The sequence below is a fragment of the bacterium genome (assembly GCA_016702305.1).
GTDB lineage: Bacteria > Electryoneota > RPQS01 > RPQS01 > RPQS01 > JABWCQ01.
This window is the reverse complement of the sequence record JADJEH010000001.1, coordinates 846,573-862,288: the sequence shown is the minus strand read 5'-3', so window position 1 is coordinate 862,288 and position 15,716 is coordinate 846,573. Positions and strand designations below refer to the sequence as shown.

At 57.9% G+C, this 15,716-nt stretch carries 16 protein-coding genes; 11 read left to right on the top strand and 5 right to left on the bottom strand.

Annotated features, from left to right (window positions below):
• The first annotated feature begins 72 nt into the window (after positions 1-72).
• Genes pgsB through IPH10_03640 form a run of 5 tightly spaced genes read left to right on the top strand, consistent with a single transcriptional unit; the run spans position 73 to position 4,914 of the window.
• Positions 73-1,266, top strand: a complete 1,194-nt coding sequence (gene pgsB / locus IPH10_03660; GenBank protein ID MBK6910016.1) for a poly-gamma-glutamate synthase PgsB — start codon at positions 73-75, stop codon at positions 1,264-1,266.
• A gap of 35 nt (positions 1,267-1,301) precedes the next feature.
• On the top strand, positions 1,302-1,757 hold the full coding sequence (pgsC, locus tag IPH10_03655) for a poly-gamma-glutamate biosynthesis protein PgsC (GenBank protein ID MBK6910015.1): 456 nt from the start codon (positions 1,302-1,304) through the stop codon (positions 1,755-1,757).
• Positions 1,747-2,868: a poly-gamma-glutamate system protein gene (gene pgsW, locus IPH10_03650; protein ID MBK6910014.1), complete on the top strand. Its 1,122-nt coding sequence runs from the start codon at positions 1,747-1,749 to the stop codon at positions 2,866-2,868. Before pgsC ends, pgsW begins: the two co-directional genes overlap by 11 nt.
• 28 nt (positions 2,869-2,896) lie before the next feature.
• Positions 2,897-3,811, top strand: a complete 915-nt coding sequence (locus IPH10_03645; GenBank protein ID MBK6910013.1) for a hypothetical protein — start codon at positions 2,897-2,899, stop codon at positions 3,809-3,811.
• Positions 3,808-4,914, top strand: a complete 1,107-nt coding sequence (locus IPH10_03640; protein MBK6910012.1) for a hypothetical protein — start codon at positions 3,808-3,810, stop codon at positions 4,912-4,914. Before IPH10_03645 ends, IPH10_03640 begins: the two co-directional genes overlap by 4 nt.
• Before the next feature lie 75 nt (positions 4,915-4,989).
• Here IPH10_03640 and IPH10_03635 read toward each other — a convergent pair whose 3' ends face one another.
• The 5 genes from IPH10_03635 to IPH10_03615 all read right to left on the bottom strand — a co-directional run bounded on the left by IPH10_03635 (position 4,990) and on the right by IPH10_03615 (position 10,105).
• Positions 4,990-6,102, bottom strand: a complete 1,113-nt coding sequence (locus IPH10_03635) for a glycosyltransferase (protein MBK6910011.1) — start codon at positions 6,100-6,102, stop codon at positions 4,990-4,992.
• A complete protein-coding gene (locus IPH10_03630) occupies positions 6,099-6,746 on the bottom strand; it encodes a polysaccharide deacetylase family protein (protein MBK6910010.1) in 648 nt (215 codons plus the stop codon). Before IPH10_03630 ends, IPH10_03635 begins: the two co-directional genes overlap by 4 nt.
• Positions 6,743-7,978, bottom strand: a complete 1,236-nt coding sequence (locus IPH10_03625) for a glycosyltransferase (GenBank protein MBK6910009.1) — start codon at positions 7,976-7,978, stop codon at positions 6,743-6,745. The genes IPH10_03630 and IPH10_03625 overlap by 4 nt, the downstream gene beginning before the upstream one ends.
• Positions 7,971-8,924, bottom strand: a complete 954-nt coding sequence (locus IPH10_03620; protein MBK6910008.1) for a flippase-like domain-containing protein — start codon at positions 8,922-8,924, stop codon at positions 7,971-7,973. The genes IPH10_03625 and IPH10_03620 overlap by 8 nt, the downstream gene beginning before the upstream one ends.
• A gap of 71 nt (positions 8,925-8,995) precedes the next feature.
• Positions 8,996-10,105 (bottom strand): glycosyltransferase, encoded by a 1,110-nt coding sequence (locus IPH10_03615; protein MBK6910007.1) that lies wholly within the window; start codon positions 10,103-10,105, stop codon positions 8,996-8,998.
• Positions 10,106-10,310: 205 nt separating this feature from the next.
• Between IPH10_03615 and IPH10_03610 the strand changes: the two genes are divergently transcribed.
• The 6 genes from IPH10_03610 to accC are packed head-to-tail and all read left to right on the top strand — an operon-like array spanning position 10,311 to position 15,715.
• Positions 10,311-10,571, top strand: coding sequence for a hypothetical protein (locus IPH10_03610; GenBank protein ID MBK6910006.1), 261 nt, complete (start codon positions 10,311-10,313; stop codon positions 10,569-10,571).
• Positions 10,546-12,330, top strand: coding sequence for an NAD-dependent DNA ligase LigA (ligA, locus tag IPH10_03605; protein ID MBK6910005.1), 1,785 nt, complete (start codon positions 10,546-10,548; stop codon positions 12,328-12,330). Before IPH10_03610 ends, ligA begins: the two co-directional genes overlap by 26 nt.
• 29 nt (positions 12,331-12,359) lie before the next feature.
• Positions 12,360-12,929 (top strand): elongation factor P, encoded by a 570-nt coding sequence (gene efp / locus IPH10_03600; GenBank protein ID MBK6910004.1) that lies wholly within the window; start codon positions 12,360-12,362, stop codon positions 12,927-12,929.
• Positions 12,930-12,932: 3 nt separating this feature from the next.
• Positions 12,933-13,823 carry an OmpA family protein gene (locus tag IPH10_03595; GenBank protein ID MBK6910003.1) on the top strand — a complete coding sequence of 297 codons (891 nt, stop codon included), beginning with the start codon at positions 12,933-12,935 and terminating at the stop codon, positions 13,821-13,823.
• Positions 13,824-13,832: 9 nt separating this feature from the next.
• Entirely contained in the window at positions 13,833-14,363 is a 531-nt protein-coding gene (gene accB, locus IPH10_03590; protein MBK6910002.1) for an acetyl-CoA carboxylase biotin carboxyl carrier protein, read from the top strand.
• Positions 14,363-15,715 carry an acetyl-CoA carboxylase biotin carboxylase subunit gene (gene accC / locus IPH10_03585; GenBank protein MBK6910001.1) on the top strand — a complete coding sequence of 451 codons (1,353 nt, stop codon included), beginning with the start codon at positions 14,363-14,365 and terminating at the stop codon, positions 15,713-15,715. Before accB ends, accC begins: the two co-directional genes overlap by 1 nt.
• Position 15,716: the final 1 nt, after the last annotated feature.

Genomic DNA, 15,716 nt, shown 5'->3' with positions numbered 1-15,716 from the left:
GGAACTCCTTGTTACATTATACTTTTCCTCACCGCAATGGCGACCTTGCCTAGACATCCCTGATTCGCCCCGATGGTCTTCCTCACCGTTGCCTTCATCGCCCTCCTGGCCTATGCGGTTGCTGAGTACTATCAGCACCAGCGTCGGGCTCGCAGTATCCCGATTCGCATCCATGTCAATGGCACCCGCGGCAAATCGTCGGTAACCCGGCTGATTGCGGCGGGCTTACGTGCGGGCGGTATTCGCACGGTCGCCAAGACGACGGGGACGCTGCCCCGAATCATTGACGTTGATGGTCTGGAAATCCCGATCAAGCGGCGTGCGGGTGCGAACATTATTGAGCAAGTCAAGGTCTTTCAGTATTTCTTCACGCGGAAGCCGCAGGCCATCGTGATCGAGTGCATGGCCGTAAACCCGGAATACCAGTGGATATGCGAACACCGGTTCGTCAATGCCACAGTCGGTGTGATCACGAACACGCGGCTCGACCACATTCTGGAGATGGGACCAACTCTGGAGAATGTTACGCGCTCGCTCTGCAATACCTTGCCGCCAGACGGCATCGCCTTTACGGCGGAGCAGGCCATGTTCTGGATGATGCGCAAAGAGGCTGAACGCGCCGATTGCCGCCTATATCGCGTCAACACGGACAGCGTAACGTATCTCGAGCTGGGCCAGTTTTCCTATATCGAGCACGCGGACAACGTTGCACTGGCGCTGGCGGTTTGCGAACACTATCACGTGCCACGGGAAACGGCTCTGCACGGTATGTATACCTGTTTCCCTGACCCGGGTGCTTTACGAGTCATCGAGGCCGAGGAGAATGGCAACGTTCTTCAGTTCATCAACGCACTTGCGGCCAATGATCCGATGTCCACGTTAGCCATTTGGCAAAAGGTGAAGACTTTGTCCACGGAGTTGGGCACCGTATGTTTCATGCTGAATACTCGCGCCGACCGATATGACCGCACGATCCAATTGCTGGAAATGGTGCGCGACAACCTGCGTGACGAATTTGATTACTTTTTCCTGAACGGGGAGAATCTCGAACGCGTGTACAACAGCTTGCCGGACTACGGCATTGACCAAAGCAAAGCGGTCAAGATCGGCATGGCTGACCCGCAGGTAACTTATGACGCGATGTTTGAACGCGTGAAGGGTATCGGAACGGCGTTCGCAATGGGCAATGTTGGCAAGGGGGGATTGGATGTGGCCACGTATTTCGCACAGCGCCGCCGCACCCGTACGGGTGTGAATGCGGCTTAGGAATCTAACAGAATCGCAAGTCCCTCAAGCGGAACATGATTGAATTGACCATAGGGCTGGGTGTACTGATCAGCCTGCTGTTCCATGAGGTCGTTGGCGCGGCAGCAGGGGGCATCGTTGTCCCCGGCTATCTTGCGCTGCACCTGGACAACCCGGCTAAACTCGCCGGAACTTTTGTCGTAGCATTCTTCGCCTTTCTTTGCATTCGGCTGGTCTCGCGCTTCATGTTCGTGTACGGCCGCCGTCGCATGGTGCTGGCCATCATGTTCGGCTTCATACTGGGTTATATCAGCCGCAATGTCATCTTGACGGACGTCTGGATCTCGGATGTCCGGCTTGAGGCTATTGGCTTCATCATCCCCGGTTTGATCGCGAATTGGTTTGAGCGGCAAGGAGTGGTCAAGACGCTCGCAACGATGTTGATTGCGGCTCCGCTGGTCCGCCTGCTGGTCATGCTATTGACCGGAGGGGAGATTTACCATGGCCTTTAGACCGAGTTTGCGTTCCATCTGGACATTGGTGGCCATGGCGGCGATCTGTTACGGTCTTTACATATGGGCGGAATACAGTCGCGTGGTGACAAATCGCGATCACTACGAGGAAAAACTGATCGCCGCCAACCGCATGAATAACGCGTTGAGGGCGCTTGCGCAACGCGACGCCGGCGGTGGTGAAGTGCTGGAATCGTACGGCGATCCCCGCATAGACGCGATCGTTGGGCAGCAATTCTCGACCATTACGACGGACATTGCGAGCTTTGAAGAGAAGCTGAGCAGCGCCAATCCAAATTTGGCCGCTGTAGCGGTGGAAATGCTCATCGAGGCCAAGCTCAAACGAGGCGATCGAGTAGCAGTTGCCATGACTGGTTCGAGTCCGGGCAAGAACTTAGCAGTGCTATGCGCTTGTGATGCCTTAGGCATTACACCGTATACGATTTGCGCCCTGAGTTCGACGTGGTGGGGTGCCACCGATCCGCGCAACACCTGGCTCGATATGCAGAAGTTCCTGAATGACAGCGGGATTGTCAAATCAAGAATCGTCGCTTCGTCGCGCGGCGGGCTGGATGACAACGCTAAGGGACTTTCGGCCACGGGACGGATTGAATTGGCTGCGGCGGCGGAACGTGCCGGCGTCCCATTGCTCGAAAGTGCTTCGGGCGTCATGGCTGGCTCCTTGTGGTGGAAGACGTTCAAGGCTGCGTCGCCCGACCAGCCCTTCGCGGCATACGTCAATGTGGGTGAAGGCGTAGCAAGTTTAGGGCACGCTGAGAACGCCCAGCTCTTGTCCAGCGGGACCTACCGCCAGTTACCGGTTCGCAACTGGCCGGGTCGCGGCGCTCTGCATGCTGCTGCGGCGGATGGCCTGCCGGTTGTCCAGATTAGTGACGCGTCAAAACTCTCACGCGACTATGGCTTGGGAGCGCCGAAAATTCCGCTGTCCGACCCGGGCCGCGGCGATGTGTTCACTTCAATTAAGTACGATTTGCGCGTCACTGTAACCGCATTGATTATTGCCTTCGGCGCGTTGTTTGTGTTGGTAAGGTTAGACGCTAAGTACTTCCGTCTTGCCGATGCCGGTGTTGATCCGGAGACGCTTCTTTAGTTCCTCATCGCTAATGGTGATAAGCCCCATGCGCACGAAATTCTACATCACGGTCTGCTCACTGCTCTTATGCGCGTTGGCGTGGGCGGCCGATTCAGGCTTTGACTATCTCAAGCCGTCCACATTTGACCGCAGCACCAAACTGACCGTCGCCGGAAAAGAGCGTACATATTTTGTCTTGGACAAGGACAGCCAGATCAGCGTTATCGTTGAAGGACCTTCCCAACTCAAGATAATGTCTCGCATGGAGCTGCCCGTTGCTTCGGCCGAGCCGGATTACACGATTGAAGTGCGAATGGAGGGCAGCAAGCGCGTGCGCTCTATTCACCACACCAGCAAGATATCCGAAAAGGTCGAGGGCGAGTCCGGTCAGACGCCGAACGTCGGCGTGCTGCGTTCGAAGATCATAGACATCCCATCTGGTAAGCACACTGTCAACCTCCGCGTACCGGATGGTTCGACGGACCGGGTCTACGTAAGGTTGTCGCAAAAGACCAACGAATTTACCGGCGGCACGGCAGTGGTTGCGATGACGCCGTTTGAATACTCCGCCGAAGTCGAACTCATCTCTGACGAGCTATTCTACCCTTACTATCGCGTGGGCAATACGGACCGCGCGGCGCTTAGGTTGGTCGGCCCGGCCACGCTCAAAGTCCTGAGCCGAATCGAGTTCACGCCCGAGATAAAGGGGAGTCAGAAGTGGAAAGTCGCCGTCCTTGAAGACGGCAAGATGAAAAAATCCTACAATTTGTCGGCGGGATCAAGCGACGTGATTCATTACAAGACGCCGTCGCCGAACATGCCGAGCCGTGCGGAGACTTTCTTCGTTGAAATTCCGGCGGGCGAGCATGTCTATGAGTTCCGGATGCCCGAGGACACTCGAACCGCATTACTGCGGTTTCTTCTGCCTAAGACCGACTTAGCCGGAGAACAGGGTCAGTGAGTCGCCGGTCGTTGATATTGGCTCTTCTCGCATTTTGCCTCGCCAGCGCGACGGCAAGTGAGGCCCGCAAGCGTAGTCAATTGCCGGCCCTTGACTGGGGGTTGCGGGTGGGTGTGGCCGGAGTTTACAACGACAACCTTTTGCGGCTGTCGGGCCCGGACCAGGATGCCTTTCGTCGCTATGATCCGGGCTTCCGCACTCCGTTGGAAACGGTGGATGATGCGGAGACAGAGTTCACTCTGGCGCCGTCGCTGATCTGGCGCGCTCCATCAAATCTGATGGTGAATGCCACCTATCGCTTCAAAGCGGTGCAGCGTTCGAAGAACGATATCACAAATTACCAGACGCACTCCTTGTCCGCCGCGATTCGACCGCGCATAAAGGGCTACCGCTGGCAAGTCCGCGCCGGTTTGTTCACGATTCCATCATTCTATCTGCGCGTTTATCGTGATCGCGATTTGGGCCTGTACGATGCGGCGAAATTCGAGAACTGGGAATACACGGGCGACGTTGCTGTCCGGCCGGTTGAATCGGTGTGGCTGTCTCTGCTTGGTGGGTTCGGGTCGAACTACTACAATGAACGCTTCACGGAATACGACGGCGAATATACCGAGCTGGGAACCGAATTGCGGTATGCCACCCCATGGGGACCCACGCTGAGCGGACGCTATGTCCGGCGCGTCTCCGAGAATGTTGGCAAGGATCAGTCCTTCACAACAATTCCGGCGGATGACCGCGGTGTGGTCGAGGACAACGAGTACGGTGACGGAGACTTCAATGAAGACGATTTTCGTCTGACGTTGCGATCTCCGATTCGTGTCGCGAACAAAGACGTACTCGACGCCGCACTATCTTCGCGAATCCGCCGACGGATCTACACGACCGATCGCTCCATTGAACTGGATCCATTTCATCGGGGCCGTTTGGATTCACGCTGGGAACTTACGCCCTCCATCACCTGGGCGCCGCTCGCCGCGCTGGATGTTGACCTGTACTTCACCTACGAACAGCGAACCACGGAGTCAGATGTGGAGGCCGTGGCGCGGGTCAAGGATTTTGTACGGCACGAAGTCGGCCTCGGTTTGACTTATAAGATAAACTGAGTGACGGATCGCACGACGCAAAAGCGGCTACCCGATGGGGCAGCCGCTTTTTTCTTGTTATCTTCGGGCGCGAACTTAGGCAAGTTTGCGCTCTTTCCATTTGATTTCCGGTCGTACGAACATTGCGACTAGGAGTTGCCAGCCGTAAAGGCACGCCCAGACAGGATAGGTGAGTGCATACCCTCGCAAACCTCGTTTGCCAAGCCGTATCAGCCCAGCGGCGATCACGGCCCAATCACCGATCAGGATTGCGGCGATCGTGATGAAGGCCGCCGGCCAACCCAGGAGCAGCGCCAACGGCCACAGCAGATGTGTCGTCAGTCCAAATCCAAACAAGAGCTTTCCCGTTCGGTTCACCGCAGCGAAGCCCTCCATCCAACGATAGCGCTGCTTGACGATGTCACGCGTCCCACCGATCGGCAAAGTCGCGGCGCACGCACCCGGCGTTACGGCAAAAGCAATGGTCCACTTACCAGACTCCGCGACCGCGCGAAACAGAGCGATATCGTCAATGCGATTGTGCTCGATCTTGCGAAATGTGCCGACTGAATCGTAACACGTCCGCCGAACTGCATAGTTGTTCCCGATGAGTGCCAGCGGACTGCCCAGCCGACACATGCCGGCGCAGACGCCCAGCAACAGAGACCAGTCTACGGCCTCATAGCGCGTGATGCGGTCACCAGCTTTGTCGTAGTCAGGCAGCGTGATTCCGCACACAAGCCCGACGCCGGGTTCGAAATGCCGAACAATATCGCGTGCCCAACTTGGTTGGACTTCGCAGTCGCCGTCGGTCATCAGAATCAGCTCGCCTTGGGCAGCATCGATTCCCTGGGCCAACGGCAGCGTCTTGGTCGGCGGCAATGTTTCGCCAGCGTGATGAACCGCGTCTATGATGCGCACGCGAAACGGCAGGTCCGCGCCTAATCGCACAGCAACGTCGCGCGTGTTGTCAGTCGAATCGTCGTTGACGAGCACCAATTCAACCTTGTCAACCGGGTAGTCGAGTTTAGCCAGCGACCTCAGCAATCGTGGCAGGTTCGCGGCTTCGTTGCGCGCCGGTACGACTATCGAGATCTGCGGAAGTTCGGTGGGTTCATCCGGGTCTCGGCGCAGCAACGCCGCACCCAAAAGCACTCCTGCCACACCGTGCAGCAAACCCGCCCCGACCGCCAAAGTCGTCCCGATCATGCCGTAACCAGGCTCCCCGCGGCCGTTGCCAATGTCACGGAGTGTAACCCTCGGCGTTCAATCTCGTCCCGCAGATACGGCAATTGCTCCCGCACATTAGGTGATGTCTCGTGACCGTCGTGCAGCAGCAGAATCATGCGATCGTGAACACTGGCCGCCATCCGCTGCCGCAATTCAATGGGAGATTGCTGTTTCCAATCCGAGACATGCGCTGACCACAATACGGGTGTACATTTGAGTTCAACTACACGCCGGTGCATGCGGAAATCAATCGCGCCAAACGGCGGCCTGAATAGCGGCGCCATCTGTAGACCGTAATCCTGCAGCAAGAACAGCGTCTGGCGGATGCTTGCCGTCACAAAAGACGATTTCTTGAACCAATGGCGCTCGTGGGCGTAGCCATGACACGCAAGCGTATGGCCCGCTGCCGTAATCTCGCGGAGTAATGTCGCATTGCCACGGCACTTCTGACCGATTACAAACATCGTTGCCTTGAGATTCAGTGCATCAAGAGTCCGCAGCAGCGCCGGCGTGGTCTGCGGATCGGGACCATCGTCAAATGTGATCGCCGCGTCGCCGCTGCGTTCACATAGCGTCTGCCAGCCCAACGCCAGACGGGGAGTAAATTGCCCCAATTCAATCATCGTTGAGCCGCCATGTCAGATGCAGATTTCTTCGACCGCGCCGGGAGCTTCAACCACCGACGGGTGATGCTTCCCGGGAGTGTTGCGGTACGGTACCAATCACCTTTCCAATGGTAGGGCAGCAGCAGCCCGGCGAAACCAATGAACGGTGTAAAAACTATATGAAGCAGTTCGTATGCCGGGAAGTGTGGCAACAGCCGCTGCTGTCGGAAGGTAAATGCCCCCGTGACAATCAACACGCTGTCCACGACGAGCTTGGTCCCCCAAACAGCGGCCACCATGTTCCACCACTGTGGTTGAAAGGCAGCCGCCACCGGCAACGCCAACAGCGCAAGATAGTACGCATAGACGGCAAACAGAAAACCCAGCATGCTACCGCGGTAAGTAAGGCCTTTCGAGGCCCACCGTAGTCGCTGATGCAGTAGCTCACGCAGGTTTGCCACGGGCAGTGATCTCACAATCGTTTCCGGACGCGTGGCAAACACCATTTTCCACGACGTTCCCGCGGCAACCCGCTGGGCAAACAGAACATCGTCACCCGAAACGACTTCTGCAGTCGCGCCATAGCCCGAGATTTGGTCGTACACCTCGCGGCGGAAGCACAGATTGCTGCCGTTGCAGCTCGCCGCGTGGCCCCATCCCAGGGACCCGGCCGCAAGAAAGTTCTGCACGAAGAAGTCCAGCCATTGAATCTTCTGCCAGGCAGGCACCGTTCGATACTCCGGCAGGTCAAAAATCGTCAATCCTGCCACGACGCCAACGCCATCGGCCAAATGCATCACCAGACCCCGCAGCCAGCCCTCGTCGTATTGACAGTCGGCGTCAGTCGTCACGATAATCTCGCCGGTCGCCGCCGCAATGCCTTGAGACAAGGCGAACTTCTTCGGTGATCCGCCGGCCGACTCAACGATGCGCACAATTCTCAACTGCGGATAGCCGCGCGCCAAATCAGCTAACACAACGGGCGTTGCATCGTCGCTGCGGTCGTCAACGACGATGACCTGCCACTCGCCCTTGTAATCCTGACGCATCAATGAACGTAAAGTCCAAGGGAGCACACCGGCTTCATTGCGCGCAGGCATGATGACACTCACGGACGGCCACTGCGTTGGCTCGGCGATTTGATTCCGGGCGAGCCGTTTCAATCCCCATGCAAACAACAGCATCATTACCGCATATCCAGCGGTAACAACTGCCACTGCGGCAACGAAGATGATGAGCAGATTACCCAAGGCGGCGGCTCCAGTCGTGGTGTATCGTCAGCACGCGGCGCAGATGCCGAACGCCAATGAGTGCGGGAATCGCGACATTCAATCCAAACAACAACAGGGATGCGGCCACCGCCTGCGCGTCGGGCACGCCCAGGCCGCGTAGACACAACAGAGCTGTCCACTCGCCAACGCCCAGATTTCCCAGCGTAAGGGGAATATTCCCCTTGAGAAAGAAATTCAAGTGCACAGCCAGTATTCCTGCCAATAGTGGAACCGAAGTACCTAATGCGGACAACAGGCAGACGAATTGGACAAGTGAAACGGCAAGCGCACCGGCTGCCAAGGACATATAAACCAACGACGCGCCTGCGCCGACTGACGACACCGACGTCAATGCCCCGGCGACTCCATTTCCCCACGAACGGCGCTTCAGCCACGGCACCAACATGCGTGCCGCATGGCCCGGTACAAGCCCGACGGTCAATATTGCCGCGCCTACGCCGACCATTGCAGTAGAAACAGTTTGCCCCCAATTGGCCCACGGCGCATGCCAGCCAAGAGCGGGGAGTAAGCCCAAGGCGATCAGACCAAATCCGTTCACAGTCAAGGCACTGTAGATCCGTTCGAGTACGGTCAAGGCAGTGGCCTCGCGCACAGGCACGGTTTTCAAGAATAGCCCGCGCCCGTATGCGCCGATGCGACCAGGCGTAACAAAGCCCAGCGTGTGGCCGAGCCAGTAGCTTGCGCGGATGTCGGAGGCCGGCACGGCAGATCCAGCACGACGCGCGACTAACTTCCAGCGCAGATACTGTAAGTACTGATTTGGAAGCCAAAGAGCAATCGCGGCCAAAACGCCCCATCCGCTGATTTGCCCGACCGCAGTCAGAAGCTCCGGCCATCTTACCTGCCAGACCAGCAGCGCCAAAACACCAACCGTCGCAACAAGTTTCAACCAACGCGGCAGCACTGATCCAGATTTAGGGCCGACCAGTTCAGCGGACTCGACGCATGTTGAGTTCGACTGCGACATAGGATGAACTACGCGATTTGTGTGACCGAAGAACGACCGCGCCACGAGCTTGCGCGGCCCATGAGCCCGGACGCAGCGCGCCAGACGGTCCAGATTGGAAGCAGCAACGACGCCAGAATGATCTCAACGACCGTGATATTGAGCCGTAAGCGGCTTGCGATCACAGCACCGGTCGCGGAATCGAGCAAGAACTTAAGAGCGACACCGGCCATAACGACTCGGGACTGCATGACCGGCAGGCCAAGCAGCACCACAATCGCGGCAAGACTCGCAACGATGGTTGCCGCAAACAACAGCCTCCAATACCACGGATAGAAGCGAACCACGCTCTGATGTCGCGCCGCTTGATCCCACCGCGATCCGCGTAGTCCGCCTAAATCGGCAACAACGCTGTCCGGCGAATCGCAAAACTGCACGCGCCACCCTGCACGAGAAATTGCTTGAACTGTCAAGTCGTCGTCGCCGGATGGCAGGTCACGCCGCACAGGCGCATCCACGGCCTTCAGGGCCTCCGCGCAATAGAGGATCGAGTGACCGCACGCCGATGCCGGTTTGCCCCAGCCGCAGGCCGAAGCCATTAGCGCGTTGGCAACCAAGCGCTCCCACCGATACACCCGTTCAGCCGTCGTCGCAGGAGCCGGAGGAAAGGAGGCACCGATCACAGCACCAACATCATCCGGCCTACCCTTGATCATGGCGCCAGACCAAGTCGGCGGTACGACACAATCAGCATCCGTACAAAATACTTGCGGTGTACCCAGCTCCCGAAATCCGGTCGCGAGCGCCTCCTTCTTGGGACTGCGGGGACGAGGAGACTGCGGCATAGCCTGGATTTCCAGCCGGGCATCCCGCGCGGCGAGGCCCTGGGCCAGCGAGACCGTCTCGTCCGTGGAACCGTCATCGAGCAACATAACCCGTGCAATCGGCGGTTTCTGGTCCAGAATGGCCCTGAGACACGTTTCAATGGTAGGCGCTTCGTTGCGAGCGACAACGACGACACCAGCCTGTATCGCGGTGGCACCCGCAACGGGGTTATCTGCCCGGGCCCGCCACAAAAGCAGTCCGAACAGCCACATAGCAGATGGCAACGCAATCAAGGCAGCCGCGAGCCAGGTCAATATCCTACACCTCAATCGGAAAGCGAAGCATAAAATATAGTAATATAAACGTTTAGTAGCAATCTGAAATCGCATGCCCCAGGCCAAATCAGGGCGATTTCAAGACGCTATACGCCGGTTTCAGTTGCCATTTTTCAGAATTTTTAGTAGTTTCCAATGCTCGTCACGTTCCCTCACGGCCGCCCCTGCCCCTGAAAATTCTGAGATGGCCAGTCCTAAGCAAGAAATAGCGGCTCTGCGCAGGGAGATATCCCGCCACGACCGCCTGTACTACGCTGAGGCCCGGCCCGAGATCAGCGATATCGAGTACGACCGGCTGTTTCAGAAGCTACGCGACCTTGAGGCCGAGCACCCTGAATTGGTCACTCGTGACAGCCCTACTCAGCGGGTGGGCGAGGCCCTGACCGCTGGATTCGCGTCGGTCCGTCACCCTTTTTCCGATGCTGTCGCTGCAGAACTCGTATGATCAGCGTGATCTGGAGGAGTTCCATCGGCGCGTCGTCAGCGGTCTGGAAGGCGAACAGCCGGAGTATTCCTGCGAGTTGAAGTTCGACGGTGTGTCCCTGTTGCTGACCTATGAACACGGTCAACTGACTCGGGCCGCCACTCGTGGGGACGGGGAGCAGGGCGATGACGTTACCGCCAATATCCGCACGGTGCGCGGGCTGCCGTTGGCTCTACAAACCACAACGGTGCGGACTAAGATACCAGAAGTACTTCATGTGCGCGGCGAAGCCTATATGCGCACCGACGACTTCCTGGCATTTAACGAAGAGCAGGTGGCGGAAGGGAAAAAGCCGCTTGCCAATCCACGCAATACCGTGGCCGGTTCATTGAAATTACTTGATCCCGCTTTGGTAGCGCGCCGCCCGTTGCGCATCGTGTGCTACGCGTATGAGTCGCCGGACCTGCCGATCGAATCGCATGGTGCAGGGCTTGATCGCCTCAGAGAATTTGGTTTGCCAACGAGCGCCGAAAGCGCTGTTCACACCACGATTGAAGGTGTGCAAGGATATTGGGAGTCATGGGAAGCCAAACGCGATACTTTGCCCTTCGAAATCGATGGCGTTGTCGTCAAGGTCAATTCGTTTGAGCAGCAGCGTAAGTTAGGCGTCACCTCTCGTGCGCCGCGTTGGGCACTTGCTTGCAAATTCTCACCTCGTCAAGCGTTCACGACGCTGAGCGGTGTTTCCTTCCAGATTGGAAGAACAGGCGTCTTGACTCCGGTCGCTGAGTTAGAACCGGTTTCGCTGGGTGGAGTCACGGTGCGCCGGGCGACGCTGCACAACTTCGAAGAGGTTGCACGGCTTGATTTGCATGTGGGAGATGTGGTCACGCTCGAGCGCGGCGGGGATGTAATTCCGAAGATAACCGGAGTAGTGCTCGACCGCCGACCGCGCGATGCCCGGAGAATCGTCGAACCGGAGTCATGCCCAGTTTGTGGCGCGGCGCTTGAACGGGTACCCGGCGAAGTCGCGTTGCGTTGTACAAATCCCGACGACCCCGAAGTCATCAAACGCCAAATCGAGCACTTTGCATCGCGCGGCGCGCTCGATATTGCTGGCTTGGGTTCGGAGACGGTCGCGGCCTTGGTGGACCAAGGACTCGTGCGCGATGTCGGTGACTTGTTCAATCTCCCGACCAACAAGCTGTTGGCGCTTCCGGGCTTTGCCGACAAGTCCGCAGAAAAGCTGGTATCAGCGCTGAACGCGGCAAAATCGGGGAGCTTGGATCGCGTGATTTTCGGACTCGGAATTCGATTCGTTGGCGAAACCACTGCCCGCACACTTGCGTCCCATTTCGCGGGAATGACCGACCTGGCGGCGGCCGCACCAGCGGATCTCGAGATGCTGCCGGATGTCGGTCCACGCGTCGCTCAGGCTATCGTTGAGTACTTCCAATCGCCGGCGTGGCATACAATCTCGAAGAAATTCGAGCTCGCCGGATTGGCGCTTCGTAGTGATCTGGCCGTTGAACGCGGCACGGCACTGACGGGGATGACGATCGTGGTGACCGGATCGTTGACGCGCTATTCGCGTGAAGAGATTGAGCGCGTGATTATCGCACAGGGCGGCAAGCCGACCGGTTCGGTCTCGAAGAAGACATCGTTTATCCTGGCAGGGGAGAAGGCTGGGTCGAAGCTCGACAAGGCGCTGGCGCTTGGGGTACGCGTGCTTTCTGAAGAGGAATTTGATCAGCTTCTCGCCGGTCAACTAAGTTTATGACTCATTAACCAATTCACATAACAATCAAAATGGCATCAACAGCGGATATTCGCAAGGGCTTGACCCTGCAGATGGAAGGACAGATTTTCGAAGTCGCCGATTTTCAGCACGTGAAGCCGGGTAAGGGCGGTGCATTCGTACGCATCACGTTGCGCAATGCCCGGACAGGCCGCGTTATTGAACGCACGCTTAACTCGGGCGCCTCAATCGAAACCGTGCGCGTGGATGGCAAGGACTTGCAGTTTCTCTACAGCGACGGCGAGTTCTACCATTTCATGGATCAGGAATCCTACGATCAGTTCCAGTTTGGCGGCGACTGGCTGGGAGACAAGGCTCAGTGGTTGAAAGAGGGCGTGGTCTGCCGCGTCAATTTCCTCGACACCGAAGCGCTGACCATCGAGTTGCCGAACTTCCTCGAATTGACGATTAAAGAGACGGCTCCGGGCTTCAAAGGCGATACGGTTTCCAACACGGGCAAGCCTGCCATACTTGAAACCGGCGCTGAAGTGGCGGTGCCTTTGTTTTGTGAAACCGGCGATGTAGTGCGCGTGGATACCCGTACCGGGGAGTATCTCGACCGGGTGAAACGAGCAGGATAGTCCGTGGACCCGCTGCGTCTGACACTGGCGATTTGTGCCGCGCTGTTGGCCTTTGGCTTCTTAGCGTTCTGGTTGGTCAGAGGTCGGCAGCAAATGGTCAAGCATTCGAAGGGCGCTTTGATCTATTCGCTCCTGCTCTTTGCCTCGGCTGCCGTGCTTTATCGCGGCGCTGTGATTGAGCAGATGGCGGCTCCTGCAAGCAAAGCGCAACCGACTCCGACGGTTAAAGTGCATCCATCGCCTTCGGCGGCCGCATCGCCCCAACCGGCGACGCCCGATTCGACGGCTGTCCGGACCCGCATTGCATCAACTGATTTCGTCCGGCAAGGGGACGACGCGCAGTCCGGCACGACTGCCCAACCTCAGGACAAACCCTCTGTCGAAAAGCCGCGGCCGCAATCGGGTAGCCGGAGTCGCCGCGAACTGCTGGTCAGCTCGGACGCGCGGTTGCCTGCCGCCGTCCGCGATTCCAAACCGCAGCCGCCGGTGGAAGACGTTATTGAAGCAGGTGTTCTACACGCCTTTGATTTGATTGAAGTGTTCTTCGAGGAACACGGAAGCGCCTCGGCAGGCGCGGGCAAACGGCTCGCCTCGACCGGCGGCGCGATCGAGTTCGCGCGTGGCTCTTCGCAGTTGAATGAGCACAGCTTGTCCTATCTGCGGAGTGTGGCCTCGCAATTGAAGTATGAGTATTCGGATGGACAGATTGAGATACGTGCACAAACCAATGAGACCATTGCCTCGGCCGAAGAGCGTCTGATGTTGACGCAGTCGCGCGCCGAAGCCGTCCGGAACGTTCTCGCGGCAGCCGGGTTTCCCGCCGACCGGTTAGTACCGGTAGGCTCGGAGACTGCAGGGGAGAATCGCGTGAAGTTCGTTCATCGGCCCAACTAAGGAGCCCTTATGTCCACTCGTCCGACGAAAGACAAACCGCGTCTCGATATCGCGGAGATTCAGAAATTGATTCGCATGATCGAGCGCAGTCCGATTACTGAGTTCGAGCTTGTTGAAAATGACCTAAAGATACGCATTTCGAAAAACGGCAGTCACCCTGAGATCACGATGATGCCGGCGCAGATGGCCATGCCGCAGATGGGCTACGCGCCGCAGCAGATGGCCGCGATGCAGGCCCCGCTGGCCGCGCCGACCGCGCCCGCGGCCGCGTCGGAAACACGTGCGCCGTCTGCGAACACCGTGGACGTGAAAGCACCGATGGTGGGAACGCTCTATCGCGCGCCCTCGCCTGACGCCGAGCCGTATATTCGAGTCGGCGACATGGTGGAGCCCGGAAAAGTGCTTTGCATTATCGAAGCGATGAAGCTGATGAATGAAATCGAATGCGAAGTCAAGGGCCGCGTTGTCGAGATTCTGGTGGACAACGCACAGCCCGTCGAGTTTGGTCAAGTCTTGTTCCGCATCGAACGGGCGGGATAATGTTCAAGAAAGTACTGGTGGCCAACCGCGGCGAAATCGCCTTGCGCGTGATTCGCGCCTGCAAGGACCTTGGCTTGCGCTCCGTGGCCATATTTTCCACGGCTGATCGGGATTCGCTGCATGTTCGGTTTGCGGACGAGTCCATCTGCATCGGTCCGCCGCAAGCTGCACAGAGTTATCTTTCGCCAAAGGCGATCATCGCCGCCGCCGAGATTTCCGGCGCGGACGCGATTCATCCCGGATACGGGTTCATGGCCGAGAACTCGGATTTCGCGCGCATTTGCATGGCCCACGAAATCGTTTGGATCGGACCTGATCCGCAGGTCATTGACTTGATGGGCAACAAGTCGGAAGCCAAGCGCACGATGATCCGGGCCAAGTGTCCGGTGATTCCCGGCAGTGACGGCCCGGTGGCCAATGCCGCCGAGGCGCGCAGATTGGCCGAGGAGTTTGGTCTGCCGGTCATGATCAAAGCGGTCGCCGGCGGCGGTGGACGCGGCATGCGGTTAGTGACCGACATGAATGCCGTGGAGACATCGTTTGAAATGGCCAGTGCGGAAGCCGAAGCCGCGTTCAGTAACGGCGACTTGTATCTTGAGAAGGCCATCATCGAACCGCGTCATGTCGAAGTCCAGGTTCTTGGAGACGGTCGCGGCGGCTGTATTCATCTGGGTGAACGCGACTGCTCCATGCAGCGGCGCCATCAGAAGTTGATCGAGGAATCGCCTTCGCCCGCCGTTGACGCGAAACTCCGTGAAGTTATGGGCAAGACGGCCACGCAGGCGGCGGCCGCGATCAACTATTCAGGCGCGGGAACGATGGAATTCCTGCTGGCTCCGAATGGTGAGTTCTATTTCATGGAAATGAACACGCGTATTCAGGTCGAGCATCCTGTCACGGAGATGGTGACCGGCACGGACCTGGTCAAGTGGCAGCTCCTGGTCGCTCTTGGTGAAGAATTGCCGAAGCAAAAGGACATCCAAATTCGTGGTCACGCCATTGAATGCCGCATCAACGCTGAAGACGCCGCGCGTGGCTTTTTGCCGTCGCCGGGGACCGTGGCGACCTGGAACCTCCCCGGTGGTCCGGGTGTGCGCGTGGATTCGCATGTCTATCAAGGCTATACGATACCCCCTTACTATGATAGTCTGATTGCCAAGCTCATCGTGCACGGTTCGACGCGTGATGAGGCTCTGGCGCGCACGCGCCGGGCGCTTTCGGAGTTCGTGGTCGAGGGGATTCATACGACGATACCGTTTCACCTGCAAATGCTTGACACCGAGGCCTTTAAGACGGGCAAGGTGCACACCAAGTGGGTAGAACAATACATGGAGCAGCAAGCACAGGCTTGAA